The following is an 18,534-nucleotide window of genomic DNA, read 5'->3' on the forward strand; positions in this document are numbered from 1 at the left end:
TCGGTGCTGGATTTATACAATCGTGACCAGGGGTTGGTCGAATTCAACCGGCTCGCCGTCGTCGACCAGAATGGCTTCGACCACGCCGGCTTTGTCCGCTTCGATTTGGTTCATCATTTTCATGGCCTCAACGATGCAGATCACATCGCCGACCTTAACGTGCTGGCCCACTTCCACAAACGCCGGGGAGCCGGGGCTGGGGGAGCGGTAGAAGGTGCCAACCATGGGCGATTTCACCACATGGCCATTGTGTTGCGCGGCGGGCGCCGCGTCGCTGCTGTCAGCCGCCGGGGCCGGGGCAGCGGGGGCGGCTGCCGGAGCCGGAGCCTGGGCGGGCGCGGCGGTAAAGTATTGAGCATTCGGGTTGTTGCGGCTGATGCGGACGGACTCCTCGCCCTCTTTGATTTCCAGTTCGCCGATGTCGGATTCTTCCAGCAGCTCAATCAGTTTTTTAATTTTGCGAATATCCATTGGGGCCTCTCTTTAAAGCAACGGATGAATGATGAATTGATCCCGGCGCGCCGGGCTCGATGTCAGGGTATTGATGCTTCTATTCGGATGTTGATGGCTTGCCCATTTGCGCGGAGCGCTCCAGATGATGCAGCGCGGCAGTCAGGGCCAGTTCATAGCTTTGTGCGCCAAAACCGCAGATGACGCCCTGGGCGACATCTGAAAAATAGGAGTGCTGGCGGAATGGCTCGCGGGCGTGCACATTGGACAGGTGCACCTCGATAAAGGGAATGGCGACACCCAAAAGCGCATCGCGCAGGGCGACACTGGTGTGGGTGAACGCGGCGGGATTGATCAAAATGAAATCCACCCCCTCCTGGCGCGCATCGTGAATGCGTTCAACCAGTTCGTACTCCGCATTACTCTGCAGCGTCAACACATGGTGGCCAGCGGCATGGCCCTGTTCGGTCAAGGTCCGGTTGATGGTGTCCAGGGTCTGGGCGCCATAAATGCCGGGCTCGCGCTGTCCCAGCAGGTTCAGATTGGGGCCATGTAGAACCAGAATGGTTGCCATGAAAAATCCTGTGTGACCGTGACTTTCTTGACCGGGCGGTGTGTCGGTACCCAAAAATTGGCGTTTGCACGTTATGGGGGCGAGTTTGCCGCAAAAAAGCAACAGTGTCCACGGTCTATTCGGGTTTTTGCTAAATTGTCCTCAAATGGCGACAAGATGCCAGACGTTCGGCTTGTTATGGCGCATAAAACCGCTTTGAGGTTTCTGCGCGTTATCCGCTAGCGGTCATTTTGAGCGACAAACCCGGCGCAATACAGGCAAGATAGCAGAGGATGGCAAAAAGTCGGCAATCTTGCCGCTAACATCGTCAATTTTGGCTTAATTGTGCATCTTTTCCGTTTGTGAGCTGTTCCAGTAGTGCTTGTTTGCGAAGAATCTGCGGTAAAACCTGCCCCGGGCCCTGATGATTGGCGGGAAACCAGAGATAGAGTGGTACACCGCTGCGATTGTAGTCTTCGAGCAATTGGGTGATTTCCGGATCTCGATGCGTCCAGTCGCCTTTGAGGGTTGCTATTCCGTAGGTGTCGAAAGCGCGCTCAACTTCTTCTGTGTCCAGTGTGACCCGTTCGTTGGCCAGGCAGGTCAGACACCAGTCGGCCGTCAGATTGACAAATACCGGCGTTCCCTCGCGGCGAAGGGTGTCCAGACGGGCGGCTGAATAAGGCTCCCAGCGGGAGTCTTCGCGGGGGGCGTTCAGCGTTTGCCACGGCAGTGCCAGAGCGGTGACCCAGGCAAGCGCTACCAGGGCCTTTTGGCTGTATCGGGCCGGAGTCGAGCGCGGTTGCCGGGTCAACAGCCAGCCGGCAAAAGCAATTGCCACGGCGCCGACACCGACTGCTGCCACGGCATTGGGGCCCGCCTGGCGTCCGAGCACCCAGATCAACCAGATGGCCGTAAGGTACAGTGGAAAGGCCAGGAACTGCTTGAGGCTGTCCATCCAGGGGCCGGGTTTGGGGAGATGGTTCACCAGCGATGGCAGGTAGCACAGGGCCAGCAGTGGCAATGCCATCCCCAGACCCAGCGCCACAAACACGCTCAGGCTCACCAGCGTGGGCTGGGTCAGGGCAAAGCCAAGCGCCGCCCCCATAAAAGGGGCGGTACAGGGGCTGGCGACAATAGCGGCGAGCACGCCGGTAAAAAAGGAGCCGCTCAGGCCGCCGCTCTGGGTCAGCTTCTGTCCTACGCCCATCCAGCGTGTGCCAATGGTCAGTAGGCCGGACAGGCTCAGCCCCAGAATAAAGAACAGGTACACCAGCGCGGCAATGAGCAGGGGCGACTGTAATTGAAAGCCCCAGCCGATCGCCTCTCCACCGGCTCGAGCGGCCAGCAGCACCCCGGCAAAGGCGACAAAACTGACCACAATCCCCCCGGTGTAAGCCCAGCCATGCAGCGGCAATCGCTGGCGGTCGGCTCGAGCCAGGCTCATCACCTTGATCGACAGCACGGGGAAGACACAGGGCATCAGGTTCAGAATGATGCCACCGAGCAGTGCCAACACCAGAACATAAGGGAGCCAGGCCGTTGTGGCCTCAGAGGTAGAGCCGCCCTCGGTACTGGCCGGTGTGTTGGCAGGAGGCGCCGCGGCGATGCTGGCGGTCTGGTTGGCGGGGTCCACGTTGACGTAGTCAACATGGGGTGGATAACACAGCCCCGCATCGGCACACCCCTGGGACTCCACTCTCAGGGTGAACGGCCGGGCATCGTCGGCAACGGCAAGGCGGATGGTGGCGCTGCCGTAATACACCGCCATGTCCTTCTCAAAGTACTCGTCGTACTTGTTTACGGTGTTGTCGCTAAACCGGGGTTCAAACAGCTCCGGCTCGGGATCGGCGCTCAACCGGAACCGCTCCCGATACAGGTAGTAGTCCGGGGCCACTTCCCAGTGAAGTACCAGCTCGCCATCGTACAGTCGGGTTTCCAGTTGAAAAGCCTCGGTGACCGGCAGGAAGTCATCGCCGCCCCCCAGCAGGCTGGTATTCTGGGATTGACCGCCCAGCAGGTCCTGAGCTGCCGCGCCGTGACTGAAGACGCAGAGCAGGGTGCTCCAGAGTAGCAGGCGCCAGAAAGACAGAAAGCGGTGTCGGGATGCCGAAGGTTGCTGGGTCAACATAGGTCATTCGATTCCGGGTTAGGTGACGTTCTCAGCGGCGAGAGGGTATCATGGCCGCTATGCCAAAGCAGTCTCTCTGTCGGACTGCGGCAAACCACAATAATTCGGATCAATCCGGGCCGCTAGTGTAACGGACTTGGGCCGCAAAAACTGCCAACTGGCTCTCCTGGAGTTGCTGTGAGTGAGACGAAGGTCATGCATGAGTTGGGTCATACCGCAACCGGTCGGGCGCCGTGCCGATGGCGGATGCTGGGCGGTATGACGGGGCTTGCCCTGTTGCTCGGGTGCAGCAGCCCTGCGCCGACACCTACCGCGCCCCAACCGTCCCCTGCCGCGGTTGAAGCCGCGCCGGAGCCGATACTGACGCGTGAGGAGCGTCTCGAGCGCTGGCTGGATGAAGGTGATCGGGCGCTGTCGGCCGATCGATTACTGTCACCGCTGGGCGACAACGCACATGATCGCTATCGGGCGGTGCTGATCTATGAGCCCGAGAATACCCGCGCCATCTCCGGGCTTCAGGCCATTGCCCTGCGTTATCTCGATCTGGCCCGCTCTGCTGCCGCACGCAGCGCTTTTTCCCAAGCACTGGGCTATCTGGATCTTGCGGCCTCCGTGGATCCGGGGAATCCTCTGGTGGCCGACTTCCGCGGGGACATCCAGAGGCAACAGGAGCGGTTGCATAGTGCCTCCCCCCTGACTCAGGATGGACAGGTCGTGCAACTCAATGGTGAGCTACTCCGTCAGCGGGCGGACCGCCTGGTGGGCGAGTTGCATGAACTGGCACGGCGAGTCAGGGACGGTGGCGATTTCGTGCTCATTGTGGCGCGTACCGATGCCGAGGGGCGGTGGGTTTACCAACAGATGCGTGATGGCGTGCCCGGCTATCTGCTCCGGGGTGATATCAAGCTGGGATCCCCCCCGCGAATTGAATTGTTGCCACCGCTGGAGTGAAAGCGGTGGCATAAACACGGCTCTGGAGAATACGGTTATGTTAAAACGACTATTGCATACCATACTGTTGGCGCTTGCGCTGGGTGTGGCTCCGCTCAGTGCGGAACCCCCGGCAGCCACGGTGACCGTTACCGATGCGACGGTGCGGGTCCCGCTACCGGGTAAAAATCTGACCTCTGCTTATTTTCTGTTGCACAACACCGGCGAGCAGGCGCGCTCGCTGGTCTCGGTATCGACGGAATTTGCCGAGCGTGCCGAACTGCACGAGCACCGCACGGTGGACGGCATGATGCGCATGCGTCAGGTGGATGCCGTGGAGATTCCCGCCGGTGAGAAAGTGCGTTTCGCCTCGGGGGGCTACCATGTCATGCTCTTTGACCTGAAACGCCGCCCCCGCACCGGAGATCCGCTACACTTGATATTGACGTTTGATGATGGCAGCAAGCAGGCCGTCAAGGCCTATGCCGTCAGTGTGTTTGATCGGCCCCATCACGACCATTAACGCATCCCATCGAACAGGAAGTCGCTATGCCCATGTCCAAAGCCAAACAGTTCTGGATCCACCTGCAGCGCAAGCTTCGGGATACCTTTGCCGACACCCGTGATGATGTCTCCCGGTTGGGGGTAAGGGTGAAAATTGGTTTAGCCGTATTGGGCCTCTACGTGTTGTTGGCGCTGGTAGTGGGCATTTACTGGAGCATGACCCCCGGTTTTTTCACCGTGGAGGAATATGTGACGGCGCAGGTTGAAGAACGCGGTGGGAAGCGTGAGCGCGGTGCCGTGATGACGTCAACGCTGATTGGCGTGGCGGAAACCTTATTGGAAAAACCCGGCGGCTATCTGACCAATGACATTACGCCCCCGGGACTGTGGTTGGATAATATGCCGAGCTGGGAGTACGGCGTGGTCATTCAGGTGCGCGATGCCAGCAAAGCCATGCGCGAGGCGTTCAGTCGCTCCCAGTCCCAATCCCGCGAGGATCAGGATCTGGCGTTGGCCGAATCCCGCTTCAACTTCAACACCGACAGCTGGATCATGCCGGCCACTGAGCGCCAGTATCGTGAGGGCATTCAGTACACCCGTCGCTACCTTGATCGGCTGACGGGTATCAGTGATCAGAACGCCGAGTTCTACACCCGCGCCGATAATCTACGCTATTGGTTGAGTACCGTGGAAACCCGCCTGGGTAGCCTGTCCCAGCGTCTCAGTGCCAGTGTCGGTCAACGCCGGCTGAATACTGACCTGCCTCTGCGCATGGGCGAGCCCCGGGAAGTGGCCCCGGGGGAGGTGATCGTCAAGACGCCCTGGACCGAGCTGGACAATGTGTATTACGAAGCCCGAGGTTCAGCCTGGGCGCTGATTCACCTGCTGAAGGCGGCGGAAATCGAATTTGCCGACGTGCTTGATGACAAAAACGCCCGGGTCAGCCTGGGGCAGATCATCCGTGAGCTGGAAGCCACCCAGCGCTCGCTGATGAGTCCGATGATCCTCAACGGCAGCGGCTTTGGTCTGCTGGCCAATCATTCACTGGTGATGGCCTCCTATATCTCCCGCGCCAACGCGGCGTTGATTGACTTGCGGAGTTTGTTGGATCGGGGGTGAATCAAAGTCGGGGGCGTGGGCCATGTTGTCGCGCTATTCTTTATGCAAGAGCCGGGCGGTTATATATTTCAAAAAAATATAAGAAAACTTTGCTGCTTTGACGTTTGGTGCCAGAATCTATTCTGTCTACTGGTAATCTATTGATTTCCCAATAAAAATAATCCTGCTCGAAAATCGAGTGGCGGCTACCTCCTCGCAATGAAAAAATAATACGCGCCATTCACCAGGAGCTCGATACTTCTCCCCTTTGAGACTATTTACTTTTGTGGTTTAGAATCCGCCCCGTCGAACATGAAGGAATTGTTGTGCGGGCACTTTTTATTTCCCACCCCCGCTTCCTTTTGAATAGCCAACTCCGCTTGAAGGAAATCCGCAATGCACGGACGCTTGATCGCCGCCCTTTCAGTCGCTGTATTACTGGCGATATTCTCTACGTTCTCATCAGCTCAAACCACGACCATCGAAGCTGAAAACTACTCGGATATGTCCGGAGTCAGAACTGAAGCCACCAGCGATGAGGGTGGAGGCAGTAATGTGGGCTGGATTGATGCGGGTGACTGGATCTCTTATGACACGGCGCTGTTGGCGGGCGAATATCGGTTGTCATTTCGAGTCGCTGCACTGGAGAGGGAAGGGCAGTTTGAAATCCAGGCAGATAACGGCTCGGTAAACGTATCGAATATTGAATTCGGTGCCACCGGTGGTTGGCAGAATTGGACAACTGTAAATGCAGACGTATTTCTGGACTCCGACATAGACTCCTTCAGACTGTATGCATCCGGGGGTGGATGGAATCTCAACTGGATAAAAATAGAATCCCTCTCACAAAGCTCATCAGAATCAAGCGCTTCAAGTAGTGCCTCCTCACCAGAAAATGCCGTAGTTCGAGTTGAAGCGGAAGACTATCTTGAGATCTATGGAATGCAGCTGGAGGCTACTGATGACGTCGGCGGTGGAGAAAATGTCGGGTGGACCGAAGCTGATGATTGGATATCGTATGATATCCGGTTGCCGGCACCGGGCGAATATGAAGTCCGCTTCCGTGTCGCGGGCAGGGGAGGGGCATTAGATCGCTTCATGCTTGAGTCTGAAGATATTGAGGATCTATCCCATGTAGTCAACTTTGCAGGAACCGGTGCGTGGCAGTCGTGGACAACTGTCGAAGAAGCAGTTGCCCTACCTGAAGGTGAATTCACCTTGGTAGTAAAGGCTTTAGCTGGGGATTGGAACATCAATTGGCTCGAATTCGAACTTGTTTCCGAAAGTGCGTCCAGCTCTCGCTCCAGTTCAAGTTCAAGTTCGACCAGTGTGGGGTCCAGTTCATCAATGTCAAGCTCCTCGTCAAGCGAGGCACCCGCAAACTATCTCGTATCCACCCAAACAGATGGATTTGGTTCGATGGAACCTTTGGAGCTCAGGGTTCAAGAGGGTACGTCTGCATTATTTGTTGTTACGGCGCAGGATGGCTACATCATCGATTCAGTCACCGGCTGCGGTGGAGTGTTGAGTCAGGATGGATACTCCGTTGAAAATCTGTCGTCGAATTGCACGATTGAGGCGACATTCCAGCCACGCCCTGGTCAGCCAGGCGATATTATAGATGAAAGGTACAAAATTAGTGAGACCGATAGCAGTATTGTTGTAGATCTGGAAACCGGGCTTGAATGGCGAAGGTGCGCGAATGGTTCCGAGTGGAATGGTTCCGAGTGTGTGGGCGAAAGTGAGGAGTACGAGCTGGTTCAAGCTCAATCTCAGAATTTTGAGGAGGGTTGGCGCGTCCCGAATCGGGAAGAGCTTGAGGCTCTCGTCCACTGTAGTTCAGGTCTGGCTGATGAGGATATTGAATCTAAAGGCTGTCGGACCGATTCTAGATCGCCTACTCTGAATGATAAAGTTTTCCCCGGGGCACAACCAAAATCGCTCTATTGGTCAAGTACCCCGACGGTAAAGTTAGACGACTCTTACTGGACCGTAAACTTCTTTAATGGAGAGAGTCGATCACTTCCTCATGCAGAGTATGACCACTTGGGCGAGATTGAAGCATACTTGAACGCTTACCTTCGCCTAGTTCGAGGTGATGGCAAAAGTCAGTACAATTTACTCCTCAAGAAAATGGGGGAGGGCTCGGGAGAGATTCTAGTCGACCAGGAAGGTACGGATTGCGGAGAAGAGTGCCAATTGGCACTTCAGGCGGGAGGTGAAATCGAAGTTCTGGCCGTGCCAGCGCCGGGGTCTGTATTCGCACGTTGGAGTGGAGGATGTCGAAGTACCGACCACGTTTGTATGGTTGATATAGATAAGGATAAGGAAATTCATGCTCACTTTCTGGTTGATCGCTACGAGTTTTCTGGTGAAAACGTTGTGGTTGACAATAAGACCGGTTTAGAGTGGCAGCGTTGCTCATATGGGCAGGAATGGACTGGCGTTACATGCGCGGGAGATGCTGAGACGGACGTCTGGTATGACCTGACGGAGAGAGTGTTTCCCGGAGGCTGGAGACTTCCCACAAATAGCGAATTGGCTTCTGTTGTGTATTGTGATTCTGGAAGCCCTTCATTCGAAGGGGCGCAAAGTAGCCCATGCCATAATGAATACACAGCCCCCACGATAGCGAGTTGGGCGTTTCCAAATACGCCCAAGATGAATTACTGGTCGTCCACGACGGCAGACAATGGCTGGCCTGTAGTAAGAGATTTTGATAATGGAAAAGCAGGCTATATTTCAGGGTTCTCTAGTGGCGCCTTTCGCTTGGTTCGCGATCCGGAGCCTCCCGAGTCAGTCCAGATAAACATGAGCGTCACTGGCAGCAGTGCGGGCGAAATTACCGTAAACGGAGAGGCTTGTGGTGACTCATGTGTTGCGAATTATTCAAATGTAAACTCTATCCTCGTGGAAGCTACTCCGGATGATGGCGCTGAGTTCTACCGGTGGAATGGGCTCTGTAGCGGTTTCGACCCTAGGTGTGAAGTGACGAATTGGCATGAGGTTGAAGCCCTGGAGGCCATCTTCATCGATGACCGGTATGAGGTTAGGGGCGATGAGAGAGGCATAATCTATGATTCGACAACAGATTTAGAGTGGCAGCGTTGTAGCTATGGCCAGGAATGGGATGGGGAGTCCTGCATCGGAGACATTGTTCCTTTAAATTCCTCCGAAGCAAATGCTATAGCCTCAGATATGGGGTGGCGGCTTCCGGCGTACAACGAATTAAGAACATTGGTTTTTTGTAGCTCCGGAAATCCGACTTATTGGGGAAAGCATGAGAGCTCATGTTTACCAACCGGTAGAGATGAGCCGACTATTGCCGAGAACTACTTTCCTTCGACGGAGAATGTGGACTATATGTCATCTACGTTTGAGCCGAGTCAAGGGTGGGGGGCGGCGAAGAACATCGCAGTTGATTTCCGCGATGGTAGTTATGGTGTTGTTTATTCTGAAAATGAAGCGAATGTACGGTTCGTGCGTGGGGGAGGTGATTTCCCCAAAAAGTCGATTTCTATTCGGCTTTCTGGAGGAGGCGACGGGAGGGTGTTCGTAAATCATGAAAGTTATGAAACTTGTGATCAAGAAGAGTGTGAGTTTCTGGTTTCGGAAGGTTCTACTGTGACCCTCTCTTATCATGCTGATTCTGGGTCGGAGTTCTTCAGTTGGGGTGGTCTGTGCTCAAAGAGTCTTGATGAGTGCACTGTCTTAATGGATCGTGATCGTGATGTAGAGGTTTTCTTTAACATGAGAACTCCATATCTGTTTTCGTGCCCCTATAATTCTGTTAAGTCTGACTTTAGCTACATCGAAGTAAACCCGGAGGAGAACATATATTGGAGCGTTGGAGAAGATGTTAATGTTGAATCAATAGCCTCGGCTTTCAATTACGCGAGATATGTCGATCCCTCAGTTAATACTTATCTGATTATGCCCGAGCAAAATGTTTGGGATCAGTTAAGCCTTCAGGATAAAGGATTGTACCTTGTCAATTCGGAACGCTCTGCCCGAGGTCTGAAGCCCTTTTCCGGTGTGGATGCATCCATTCAGAGTTCGGCCAAGAACTACGCTGACTATATTTTGACCAACAACCAGGTTGTAGGTCATTACAATGACGGGCAAACACCGTTGCAGAGGATGCGGACCGAAGACTATGTAATGACAAACTCGGATTCCTATATCAGGAAAGCAGAGTCATTGGCTGGAGTGCACAATTTTGAAGATCCAGTCTCACAGGATTATGCGCTGGTTCGAGCCATATATGCGTGGTTGTACGAAGACAAGGATTGGTATAGGAGGTTCGGCTTATCGGAAGGAGATGATTGGGGTCATAGAAAACATTTGTTGCAAAAGGGACTTCAGGAAAACAATGGCGATCCCTTCTCGGAGGGAGTGGCTGGCTTTGGGGTGGCAACGGGGCTTTATCAGCCCGGAGCAGATAGCGTGTCAACTCATGGAGCCGTTACGGTTTTCAACACAATTGATCAGGGGCCAACCTGGGATGGCGACCGGCTTCAGGTGTCGGATTTCTCCAATTCTCAAGGGTGCTATCACCATACTCTAACGTTCCGAAGCTCCTCAGCTAAAAGGGAATTCATTCCTGGTCTTGAGAGCATTTCCATTGTCCCCTCTAACGTTCACCTTGCAGTTGGGCAAAGCGCGGCGTTGAGTATTATTGGTCATTACGGGGGAGGCGAGGTGCGTGATTTGACTGACACGCTATCGCACCGAGTAACAGATAGTTCAGTGGTGTCTATAGCAAACGGAGAGGTAATTGGTCGCCGATCTGGTTACGCTACTGTGTATGTTTCGGATGCCTTGGGGCTGGATTACATTGATTCCAACAGAATCCAGGTCACGGTCGGAGAAGCTTTAGACGTGGAATCGCTTACGGGCACCAGAGCTGGATCTGTAGCTCCTTATCTTGCTGAAAACGCCACATTGCCGACCTTTGTTCCTGCCATGGAGGAGCAAAGAGTCGAAGCGGATTTTGACCCCTATGCCATGGCGGTCTTCACTGGTACGGTGCAAGATCGCTACGGTGTTCCGCTGTCCGGGGTGCAGATCAGCTTCCTGCATGCCAGAAACTATGGCTCAGTAACCACGGACATGGACGGCCGGTTCATTATCGCAGGTCCTGCGGGAGAGCAAACGGTGGTTTACGAGAAGCCGGGCTATCTCGTCCTTCAGCGCTCTGGCACGGGTGGCTCAGGTCAGTGGTCTTCTCTAGAGGAGGTGACGCTTCTCGAGCGGGATAGTAAGGTGACAAATATCAACCTCTCAAGCGGTGAGCCTCAAGTGCACCAGTCGAGCCTTGTCTCTGACGAATTTGGTGATCGACAAGCCACCGTTATATTCAATGGCATTACGTCCGCTGTCATTCGGTCTGCCGATGGCTCGGAGCGACCCATTGAGCAGTTTCAGTTCAGTGCCACCGAATTCGAATCACCCTCGTCCATGCCAGGTGAGCTTCCTCGAGAAACGGCATTTACCTGGGCTTCTGACCTGCATGTCGACGGCACGCACTATACGGATTCCGTTCATTTTGACGGCGATGTTGTCATGTTTGTCGACAACTTTCTGAGTTTCGATGTGGGTGAAATTGTTCCCATCGGCTACTTTGATCGACGAATTAGTGAATGGGTTGCTTCGAGCAACGGTGTCGTCGTTGAGCTTCTCGACTCCGACAGCGATGGCGTAGTGGATGGTTTGGATTACACCGGTGACGGCCAGCCTGATGATTTGAACGGCAATGGCAACACCGCAGATGAGGTCATTGGGCTGGAGTCCTATTCGGCGGGAGACACCCTCTGGTGGGGAAGTTTCAATCATATGACGCCGTTGGATTACAACTGGGGCGCAGGGGATGAGGAAGCTCCCGATGAGGTGGACCCCGAGCTGAGCGAGGAAGATGAGTACGACGAAGCCTGTGTGGCTACCGGCTCTTACGCCAAGCCTTATCAGCAGTCCTTCCATGAAGACATTGATATCGCCGGAAGCAATCTTACACTGCACTACAGCAGTCAGCGAACCCAAGGCTATCATCATAAGATTCGAGTGGCACTGAGTGGTGACGAAATACCCGTGATGCCAGTGCGTATGATCGCCCGACTGGAGATTGCCGGCCGTGTGTTTGAGAAAAGTTTTGACCCACAAACCGGGCTGGAAGCGGAGTTTGTATGGGATGGTACCCACCCGGATGGGACCATCGCGGAAGGTCTGGTCAGTGGCCGAGTGAGCCTTGGGTATGAGCATGGCGTCAAATACCTGAGTGCGGGGAATGCGGCTTCGGAGCAGCGGCCTCCATCAGAGTTTGCGGTTGCCTGGGCGACCGAAGGTGAATCGGAAACCCAGGTGCCCGCCAGGGAGAACTTTATTGCATGGCGTCAACGCGGCATCACGATCAAGAATACATATCACAGTCAGTTGGCGGAAGGCTGGTCATTGTCGTCGGTTCATGAGCTGGGCCCGCTCTCAGAGGGGACCGTTTACCTGGGTAATGGTGGAGTCCATACAGCGGCTACCCCATCATTGATTCTCAGAACTGGTCAGACTGCCAGCTATGTAGACGGAGATGATGGCTATTATCAGGCAGGTGGTAAGAACATTGACTATACGATCACTGATGGCAATGTTCTTCAGGACCGAGTGACCGGGTTGCAATGGCAGAATGAGAGAACCCCTTTCCGCACCGCAACCCGACTGGAGGCGGCGCAGTACTGTGCCGACCTTGAAGTGGCTGGACAAACGGATTGGCGGCTCCCCACGCCCAAAGAGGCAGGGTATACCATTGACAAGTCGACCGGAGATGCCGTCAGACGAATTCACAGCCTGTCCAGGGGGCGTGAATTATGGAACGCGAACACTATTAATAACGATCAGAGAGAGTTGGCCGCCCTCTGTGTCCGTGGTGCGCCCTTGGATGAACGCAATATCGTCTCCCTGGATAGGAATGAATCGGATCAGGTCGTCATCGATAAAGACAATGGTCTGATGTGGCAAGACAGCGCCGATAACGCGACGCTGACGCTCAGTTGGCTGGACAGTATCGATTACTGCGAGACCTCACAGCACGCCGGGTACAACAACTGGCGACTCCCCAACATTAACGAGCTACTTTATATCCTGCCAAATCCGGTCTTTCAGTATCAGACGAGCCTCCCTGATGATGTACACTGGACTTATCTGGCACCCGAGCGAAACCCGTACTGGAGTTCAACCACCAATATTACGGATGAGGAACAGGCATGGGCCATTGAGAGCATCGGTTTTAACAGTGAGCGTTTCGATAAACTCGACCAATACCATGTCCGCTGCGTCCGCGAAGACAGTACGGCGGCCCGATCACCTTACCGGTTTGATGGCGACGATCGCCATACCGCCACTATAGACCTGAACAGCGGTGTTGAGCTCAGCACCCTGGAGTATGATGACGCTGGCCGGGTAATCCGTATTGTGGACCGTTTCGGCAGCGCTCTGACGATCGACCGGAATCAGGACGGAACCCCCTCCCGCATTGTGGCGCCCAATGGCGAGGTCACTTCGCTGACAGTGAACCAGCAGGGCCACCTGACTGGTGTGCAATATGAAGACGATACCGGCTACCAGTTCAACTATAAGAACGGAGGTCTGCTCACCGGAAAGATCGACCCCAATGGACATGGCTACGAACGGGAGTACGACGACTCAGGACGGCTGCTGATAGCAAAAGACCCAATGGGCGGCTTCTGGGAGCTGTTTGATGAGCGGTTGGATATTGGCTGGGATCGCTTTGGCTATGACACGGCGGAAGCCAATCGTCATGAGGTTGAGCGTCGGGTTCGGGCCAACGGTGATGTCGAAGTCACGACCACTGATAAAACGGGGGCTATGTCCGTTCTGGTGCGCAGCGCGGACGAGTTGAGGGAAACCATAACGGCCTACGGAATGACCACGGTTCTCGATAAGGTCCTTGACGAGAAAACTCAACGGCCTCGCACTGACACCGTTACGGTTACCACGCCAGAGGGTCTGATCAGTACCACTGAACTCGATAAGCAGTACAGAGAAAACGGTGCTGACACCACGCACTACACGGTCACCGCCAGCCAGAACGGGAAATCCACGCTGATCGAGATTGACAGTCGAACCGGCGTCACCCGGACTACTTCGCCTGAAGGGCGGGTGACTGCGCTGTATGCCGATCCCGATACATTGCTGACGCAGCGGCTGGAAACACCAGGCCAGCACGATCGGGAGTATGAGTACGATAGCCGCGGTCGCCTTGTTGAGGAACGGGTGGGCGATCGCACGACGACGTACACCTATGATGATGTTGCCGCGTTGGGACGGCTGACCAGAATAACCACGCCTGATGAGCGCTCCACCGAGTTTGAATATGACCTGTTAGGGAGGGTGAGCAAAGTCATATACCCCGACGGTAACAGCACGGTCACAGAGTATGACGCCAATGGTAACGCCACCCGGGTAACGGTGCCGACGCAGGCGGACCATGAATCGACGTTCAACGGCGTCAACAAGGTAGAGACGGAAGACCGCCCCGATACTCCCCCGGCTGCCTACACTTACAATCTGGAAAAGCAGCTGACACAAATAGCGCTGCCATCAGGAGACACCATTGACTACATTTATGAGAATGGGCTCCTGATCCGAGTCGAGACGCCGGAAGCTGATACCCGATATTACTACCAGCAAGCCGATCAGCCCGCTCGGGTTGAGCGGGGCGAGGATAAAGTCCACTACGCGTACGATGGCACCCTGCTGACCGAGTTACGTCATGAAGGGTGGGTTAGCGCGACGCTTGGCTATAGCTATAACGCAGATTTCCGGGTAAGCAATATGAGCTATGCTGGTGCCGGCACCTCTATCGGCTACGACGATGACGGACTTCTGACAGAAATCAACGGGTATGAGCTGACCTATGGCGCCCAAAGCGGCTTCCTGGAGGAGCTCAAGGATGGCAATCTGACTCAGACGTGGCAATGGAATGGCTATGGCGAATCCACGGCGGTAGATTACTATCAATCCGGGACGAATACCTATGGTTACGACCTGGAGTACGATCCGGCGGGCCGGATTGTCCGAAAAATCGAGCAGACTCCAACCGGCACGGCAGTGTATGAATACGACTACGACGGCCGTGGTCGCCTGGTGGAGGTCATCAAAGAGGGGGTAATCGTAGAAGCCTATGCCTACGATGCCAACGGAAACCGAACCCTTCAGACCAGCACCGAAGTCGGTGTGGACGCCGAATCCGCGGTCTACACCGCTGGCGACCAGTTGGAAAGCCGGGGCAATACCACCTACACCTACGACGCCAACGGGCGGATCAATGGCAAGGTGGAGGAAGCTCAAGACGGCCCGGCCCTCACCACCTACCTCTACGGCAGCCAGGGGCAGCTGCTGCAGGTGGACACCCCGGATAAGTCCATTGAGTATCGCCATAATGCCCTAGGCCAACGGGTCGCCAAGCTCGTTGATGGTGAGGTGGTAGAGCGCTACCTGTGGCAGGATCTGACGACTCTGCTGGCTGTCTACGATGGTCAGAACAACCTCAAACAACGGTTTGAGTACACGGTCGGTCACACGCCTACCAGCTTCACGCAAGGTGGCCAGCGGTATTATATACAGACCGATCATCTCGGCAGCCCAAGAGTCATCACCGACAGTAGCGGTTCGGTCGTCAAAGCCATCCGCTACAACAGTTATGGCAATATCACCGACGACAGCAACCCGGAGTTCGAGATACCGTTCGGGTTTGCGGGGGGCCTACATGACACGGATACGGGATTGTTACGGTTTGGGTATCGCGACTATGATCCAGAGGCCGGGCGCTGGACGGCGCGGGACCCGATCGGGTTCGGTGGTGGTGATACCAACCTGTATGGGTATGTGCTAAATGATCCGGTTAACTTTTTTGACCCTTTGGGATTGGCGTACATTGCAAAAAGGCCGGTAGGAAACACTCCGAGATGGATTGCAAGGACAATAGGTACCAATTTGGTAGATGACGCCCTTAATACAGAGCTTGTACACGAGCAGGTTTTCTTCGAGGATGGGAGGGAACCGTCGAATCTAGGATTTTTTGGAGATAATGGAAGCTGGAATGAGCCTGGTGTCGTACGGCCGGATGATGCGAGTCGATTGGGCGATTTCTGGAGATCAGATTTCAAATCCTATGACGATGCGTTGATGAGAGAAGCTATCAGAAATGTAGGTGCGGGGAACTATTGTCTTATAGGCTCTAACTGCCAAGACTGGATTGAGAAAGTAAGAAGAGAGTACATGGATCTCGAAAAACGAGAAGGTGAACCATGCAAATAATATCTAGGGTCTTAGGTGTTATCATATCTTTGTTCTGTTTTCAGTTGTCCGGTTGCAGTGTGGATAAATCTATGAATGCTAATGGCAGGCTTATATTTACCAATGGTGGAAAAAGTATAAAAGAAGTGAATTTTTCCAAAGGATGGCCTGAGGAGAACCTTTTGTATGATGGAAATAAAGTGGGAACCTCCATAACCGGGCTTACGTTGGCTGGTGAAACTAAATTGATATTTAGTGAGTGCGATGGTGAATTGGGTTGTTTTATTAAGGCCTATGGTTTTGAGAGTCGAGAATTAGTAAATGTTCGTTCAGGTGATCTTCCGACTTATGTAGGGAAACACAAAAAAATACTTTTTTATGATGTTTTAAGTGACGGGAGTAGTTGGCTTTTTGTGTCTCCGATAGAGAGTGTCTATTCAAGCCATAAGATTGCGATGGCGCCAGCCCCTTTAAAGCTGTCAAACGGAATCGATCGGTCAATAAAAACCCAGCCTGTTCAGATATCAGATGATGAAGTAGTTTTTGTGGTCGGCGAGGGGGATGTTGCAAAGTATAACTTAGAAACGTCCGAATTGGAGTCAGCTATTCTAACAGGTTACATACCCTTGGCATGGCTGGGTGATAGAAATGAATTGATTTGCACAGATCTAGAGAAAGAAGAGCTGGTTACCTTTAATATTGTCACAGGTGATATGAATAAGCTAGACGGATTAGGTCGGGCCTATGGAGTTTCCGTTATCCCTGGAGGTGAAAGTATCATATATGGGAGAACGGAGTCTAAATTTATATTTTTTGAGAAGTATAACGCTTATTTGTATGATTTATTGTCCGGCGCTGAAGTGCGAATTTTAGAGAATGAGCATGTTGCTGAAAGTCTATTTATGCGTAATGAATAGCCATTTTTTACGCCCACTTTTATGGAGTTCTGAAACTGATTTCAAAAAGGTCCCGGTACCCGTTAACCGAGAATATTCCAATCACCACCTCCGACGATTCCCATGATGCGGCGCTGCACAAAGCATCGGGGTAATTGGCACGAATCCGTCGAACCGGTAGTTTCCACAAAGTTGTCCAGTAATGTGTGTCTGGCCTCTAATTAATTGCTATCTAATCTCCGGGACCTCTCCGAGGTTGAGGGGTGCGTCAACGCCGGAGTTTTAGTCCCGCACCTCTCACGGCCGGTGCCTCGATTGCAGTTTATTCGCTCCTTCATAAACGGTTTTTCGTTGATCTTGCAACCCCTGATCATTGTCCAGCTGTTGACTGGCCGGCGTTGCGAAGCAGGTGAGACTATGTAGGTGACGGATATGAGTTGACCTATGGTGCCCAAAGAGGCTTCCTAGAGGAACTTACGGATGGCAATCTTATTCATACGTGGCAATGGAAAAGTATGATTCGGTTACTGGTGAACTCTATGAATTCAACTTCGAAACCAATGATTTTGAAATTTCTGACTGGGAGAGCTGTGTAAGATGAGGTTGGCGCTTATTTTTCTGTTGTTTTTTATGGTCGCCTGTGAAAATAAGATTTCTCCAAGCGTTTCATTAATGTATCTTGTTGTTAATGGTAATCGATATGATGGAAGTGAAGTTATCGTTACCGGGTACTATCAGTCCGGCCTCGATGAGTCCGCACTATACTTCTCAAAAGATCAAGCCGATTACGGGATGGTTAAGGATGCTATTTGGATAAATCTGGACGAGGATGTTTACTGGCAAAATTTCCCGGAGGATGGATTGGGCGATAAGGCGCGACTTCAGTCCTTAAGTGGAAAATATATAACGGTTGAAGGTGTTTACACCATGCGTGATCGTGATGATGTTGGCGTTTTTGGAGGGTCAATGGTCGCTACCAGAGTTATCGTCACGAGGAAGCGGTGATAGCTGGAATTTGCTCAGCTACGTACCAGTTTGGTTGATTTTTAATCAATTCTTGATCTGGCTCAAATACGCCCTTTATAGACTCCCTGAAAACAGTGAATCGGGTTGCGAAAACACCACCGTCGACAACACTTAATAGATCTCGAATCGGGTTGTAAGGATTCAGACTTCGTTCGATGTCGGCTAGAGGTGTTCACCGTGAAATATTCATTACTCTTTGCATTCGTGTTTTTTCTGACGGCGTGCAGCCAGGGACCGGAATCACCCCGGGGGTTCAGTCTGCCCGAAGGGGATCTTGAACGGGGCGAGCAGGTGTTTGTCCAGTATGACTGCCTGTCCTGTCATCGGTTGCAGGGCTACGATGCGGTGGTGACTGAGCGAGAGCTGGACACGCCGATCATTCTCGGCGGCACCGTCACCAAGGTCAAAACCTACGCCGAGCTACTGACCTCCGTCATCAATCCCTCCCATCGGCTGGCCAGCGGCTACCAGGATGAGCAGATCACGGACGACGCCGGGCAATCGTTGATGCGCAACTACAACGACGTCATGACCGTCAGTGAGCTGATTGATCTGGTGGCTTTTCTGGAGTCTTACTATGAGCTGAACCCCTACGCGCAGAGCCACTACCACATGTACTACCCCTGATTGCGACTCAAGCA

At 53.5% G+C, this 18,534-nt stretch carries 10 protein-coding genes; 7 read left to right on the forward strand and 3 right to left on the reverse strand.

Annotated features, from left to right (window positions below):
- Positions 1-12: 12 nt before the first annotated feature.
- The 3 genes from accB to OOT55_RS02070 form a co-directional block, all read right to left on the reverse strand.
- Positions 13-471: an acetyl-CoA carboxylase biotin carboxyl carrier protein gene (gene accB, locus OOT55_RS02060; protein ID WP_265367504.1), complete on the reverse strand. Its 459-nt coding sequence runs from the start codon at positions 469-471 to the stop codon at positions 13-15.
- A gap of 79 nt (positions 472-550) precedes the next feature.
- Positions 551-1,024, reverse strand: a complete 474-nt coding sequence (gene aroQ, locus OOT55_RS02065; RefSeq protein ID WP_265367505.1) for a type II 3-dehydroquinate dehydratase — start codon at positions 1,022-1,024, stop codon at positions 551-553.
- A 307-nt stretch (positions 1,025-1,331) separates the two neighbouring features.
- Entirely contained in the window at positions 1,332-3,134 is a 1,803-nt protein-coding gene (locus OOT55_RS02070) for a protein-disulfide reductase DsbD family protein (protein WP_265367506.1), read from the reverse strand.
- 177 nt (positions 3,135-3,311) lie between these two features.
- Here OOT55_RS02070 and OOT55_RS02075 point away from each other — a divergent pair, with 177 nt between their 5' ends.
- The 7 genes from OOT55_RS02075 to OOT55_RS02105 all read left to right on the forward strand — a co-directional run bounded on the left by OOT55_RS02075 (position 3,312) and on the right by OOT55_RS02105 (position 18,520).
- The gene (locus OOT55_RS02075; RefSeq protein WP_265367507.1) at positions 3,312-4,085 is read left to right on the forward strand and encodes a hypothetical protein; all 774 of its coding nucleotides are present in this window, start codon (positions 3,312-3,314) and stop codon (positions 4,083-4,085) included.
- A 37-nt stretch (positions 4,086-4,122) separates the two neighbouring features.
- On the forward strand, positions 4,123-4,587 hold the full coding sequence (locus tag OOT55_RS02080; RefSeq protein WP_265367508.1) for a copper chaperone PCu(A)C: 465 nt from the start codon (positions 4,123-4,125) through the stop codon (positions 4,585-4,587).
- 26 nt (positions 4,588-4,613) lie between these two features.
- Positions 4,614-5,687 carry a DUF2333 family protein gene (locus OOT55_RS02085; protein WP_265367509.1) on the forward strand — a complete coding sequence of 358 codons (1,074 nt, stop codon included), beginning with the start codon at positions 4,614-4,616 and terminating at the stop codon, positions 5,685-5,687.
- 375 nt (positions 5,688-6,062) lie between these two features.
- Positions 6,063-15,992 carry a DUF1566 domain-containing protein gene (locus OOT55_RS02090; RefSeq protein WP_265367510.1) on the forward strand — a complete coding sequence of 3,310 codons (9,930 nt, stop codon included), beginning with the start codon at positions 6,063-6,065 and terminating at the stop codon, positions 15,990-15,992.
- 59 nt (positions 15,993-16,051) lie between these two features.
- Positions 16,052-16,888, forward strand: a complete 837-nt coding sequence (locus tag OOT55_RS02095; protein WP_265367511.1) for a hypothetical protein — start codon at positions 16,052-16,054, stop codon at positions 16,886-16,888.
- Between the two features lie 576 nt (positions 16,889-17,464).
- Positions 17,465-17,872 (forward strand): hypothetical protein, encoded by a 408-nt coding sequence (locus OOT55_RS02100; RefSeq protein ID WP_265367512.1) that lies wholly within the window; start codon positions 17,465-17,467, stop codon positions 17,870-17,872.
- Between the two features lie 198 nt (positions 17,873-18,070).
- Positions 18,071-18,520: a c-type cytochrome gene (locus OOT55_RS02105; protein ID WP_265367513.1), complete on the forward strand. Its 450-nt coding sequence runs from the start codon at positions 18,071-18,073 to the stop codon at positions 18,518-18,520.
- Positions 18,521-18,534 lie beyond the last annotated feature (14 nt).

The sequence above is a fragment of the Marinimicrobium sp. C6131 genome, assembly GCF_026153455.1.
Classification (GTDB): Bacteria; Pseudomonadota; Gammaproteobacteria; order Pseudomonadales; family Cellvibrionaceae; genus Marinimicrobium.

Bases quoted from the DNA above. Each gene is read 5' to 3' on its own strand.
- accB (WP_265367504.1), bottom strand. From the start codon at position 471: ATGGATATTCGCAAAATTAAAAAACTGATTGAGCTGCTGGAAGAATCC.
- aroQ (WP_265367505.1), bottom strand. From the start codon at position 1,024: ATGGCAACCATTCTGGTTCTACATGGCCCCAATCTGAACCTGCTGGGA.
- OOT55_RS02070 (WP_265367506.1), bottom strand. From the start codon at position 3,134: ATGTTGACCCAGCAACCTTCGGCATCCCGACACCGCTTTCTGTCTTTC.
- OOT55_RS02080 (WP_265367508.1), top strand. From the start codon at position 4,123: ATGTTAAAACGACTATTGCATACCATACTGTTGGCGCTTGCGCTGGGT.
- OOT55_RS02085 (WP_265367509.1), top strand. From the start codon at position 4,614: ATGCCCATGTCCAAAGCCAAACAGTTCTGGATCCACCTGCAGCGCAAG.
- OOT55_RS02090 (WP_265367510.1), top strand. From the start codon at position 6,063: ATGCACGGACGCTTGATCGCCGCCCTTTCAGTCGCTGTATTACTGGCG.
- OOT55_RS02100 (WP_265367512.1), top strand. From the start codon at position 17,465: ATGAGGTTGGCGCTTATTTTTCTGTTGTTTTTTATGGTCGCCTGTGAA.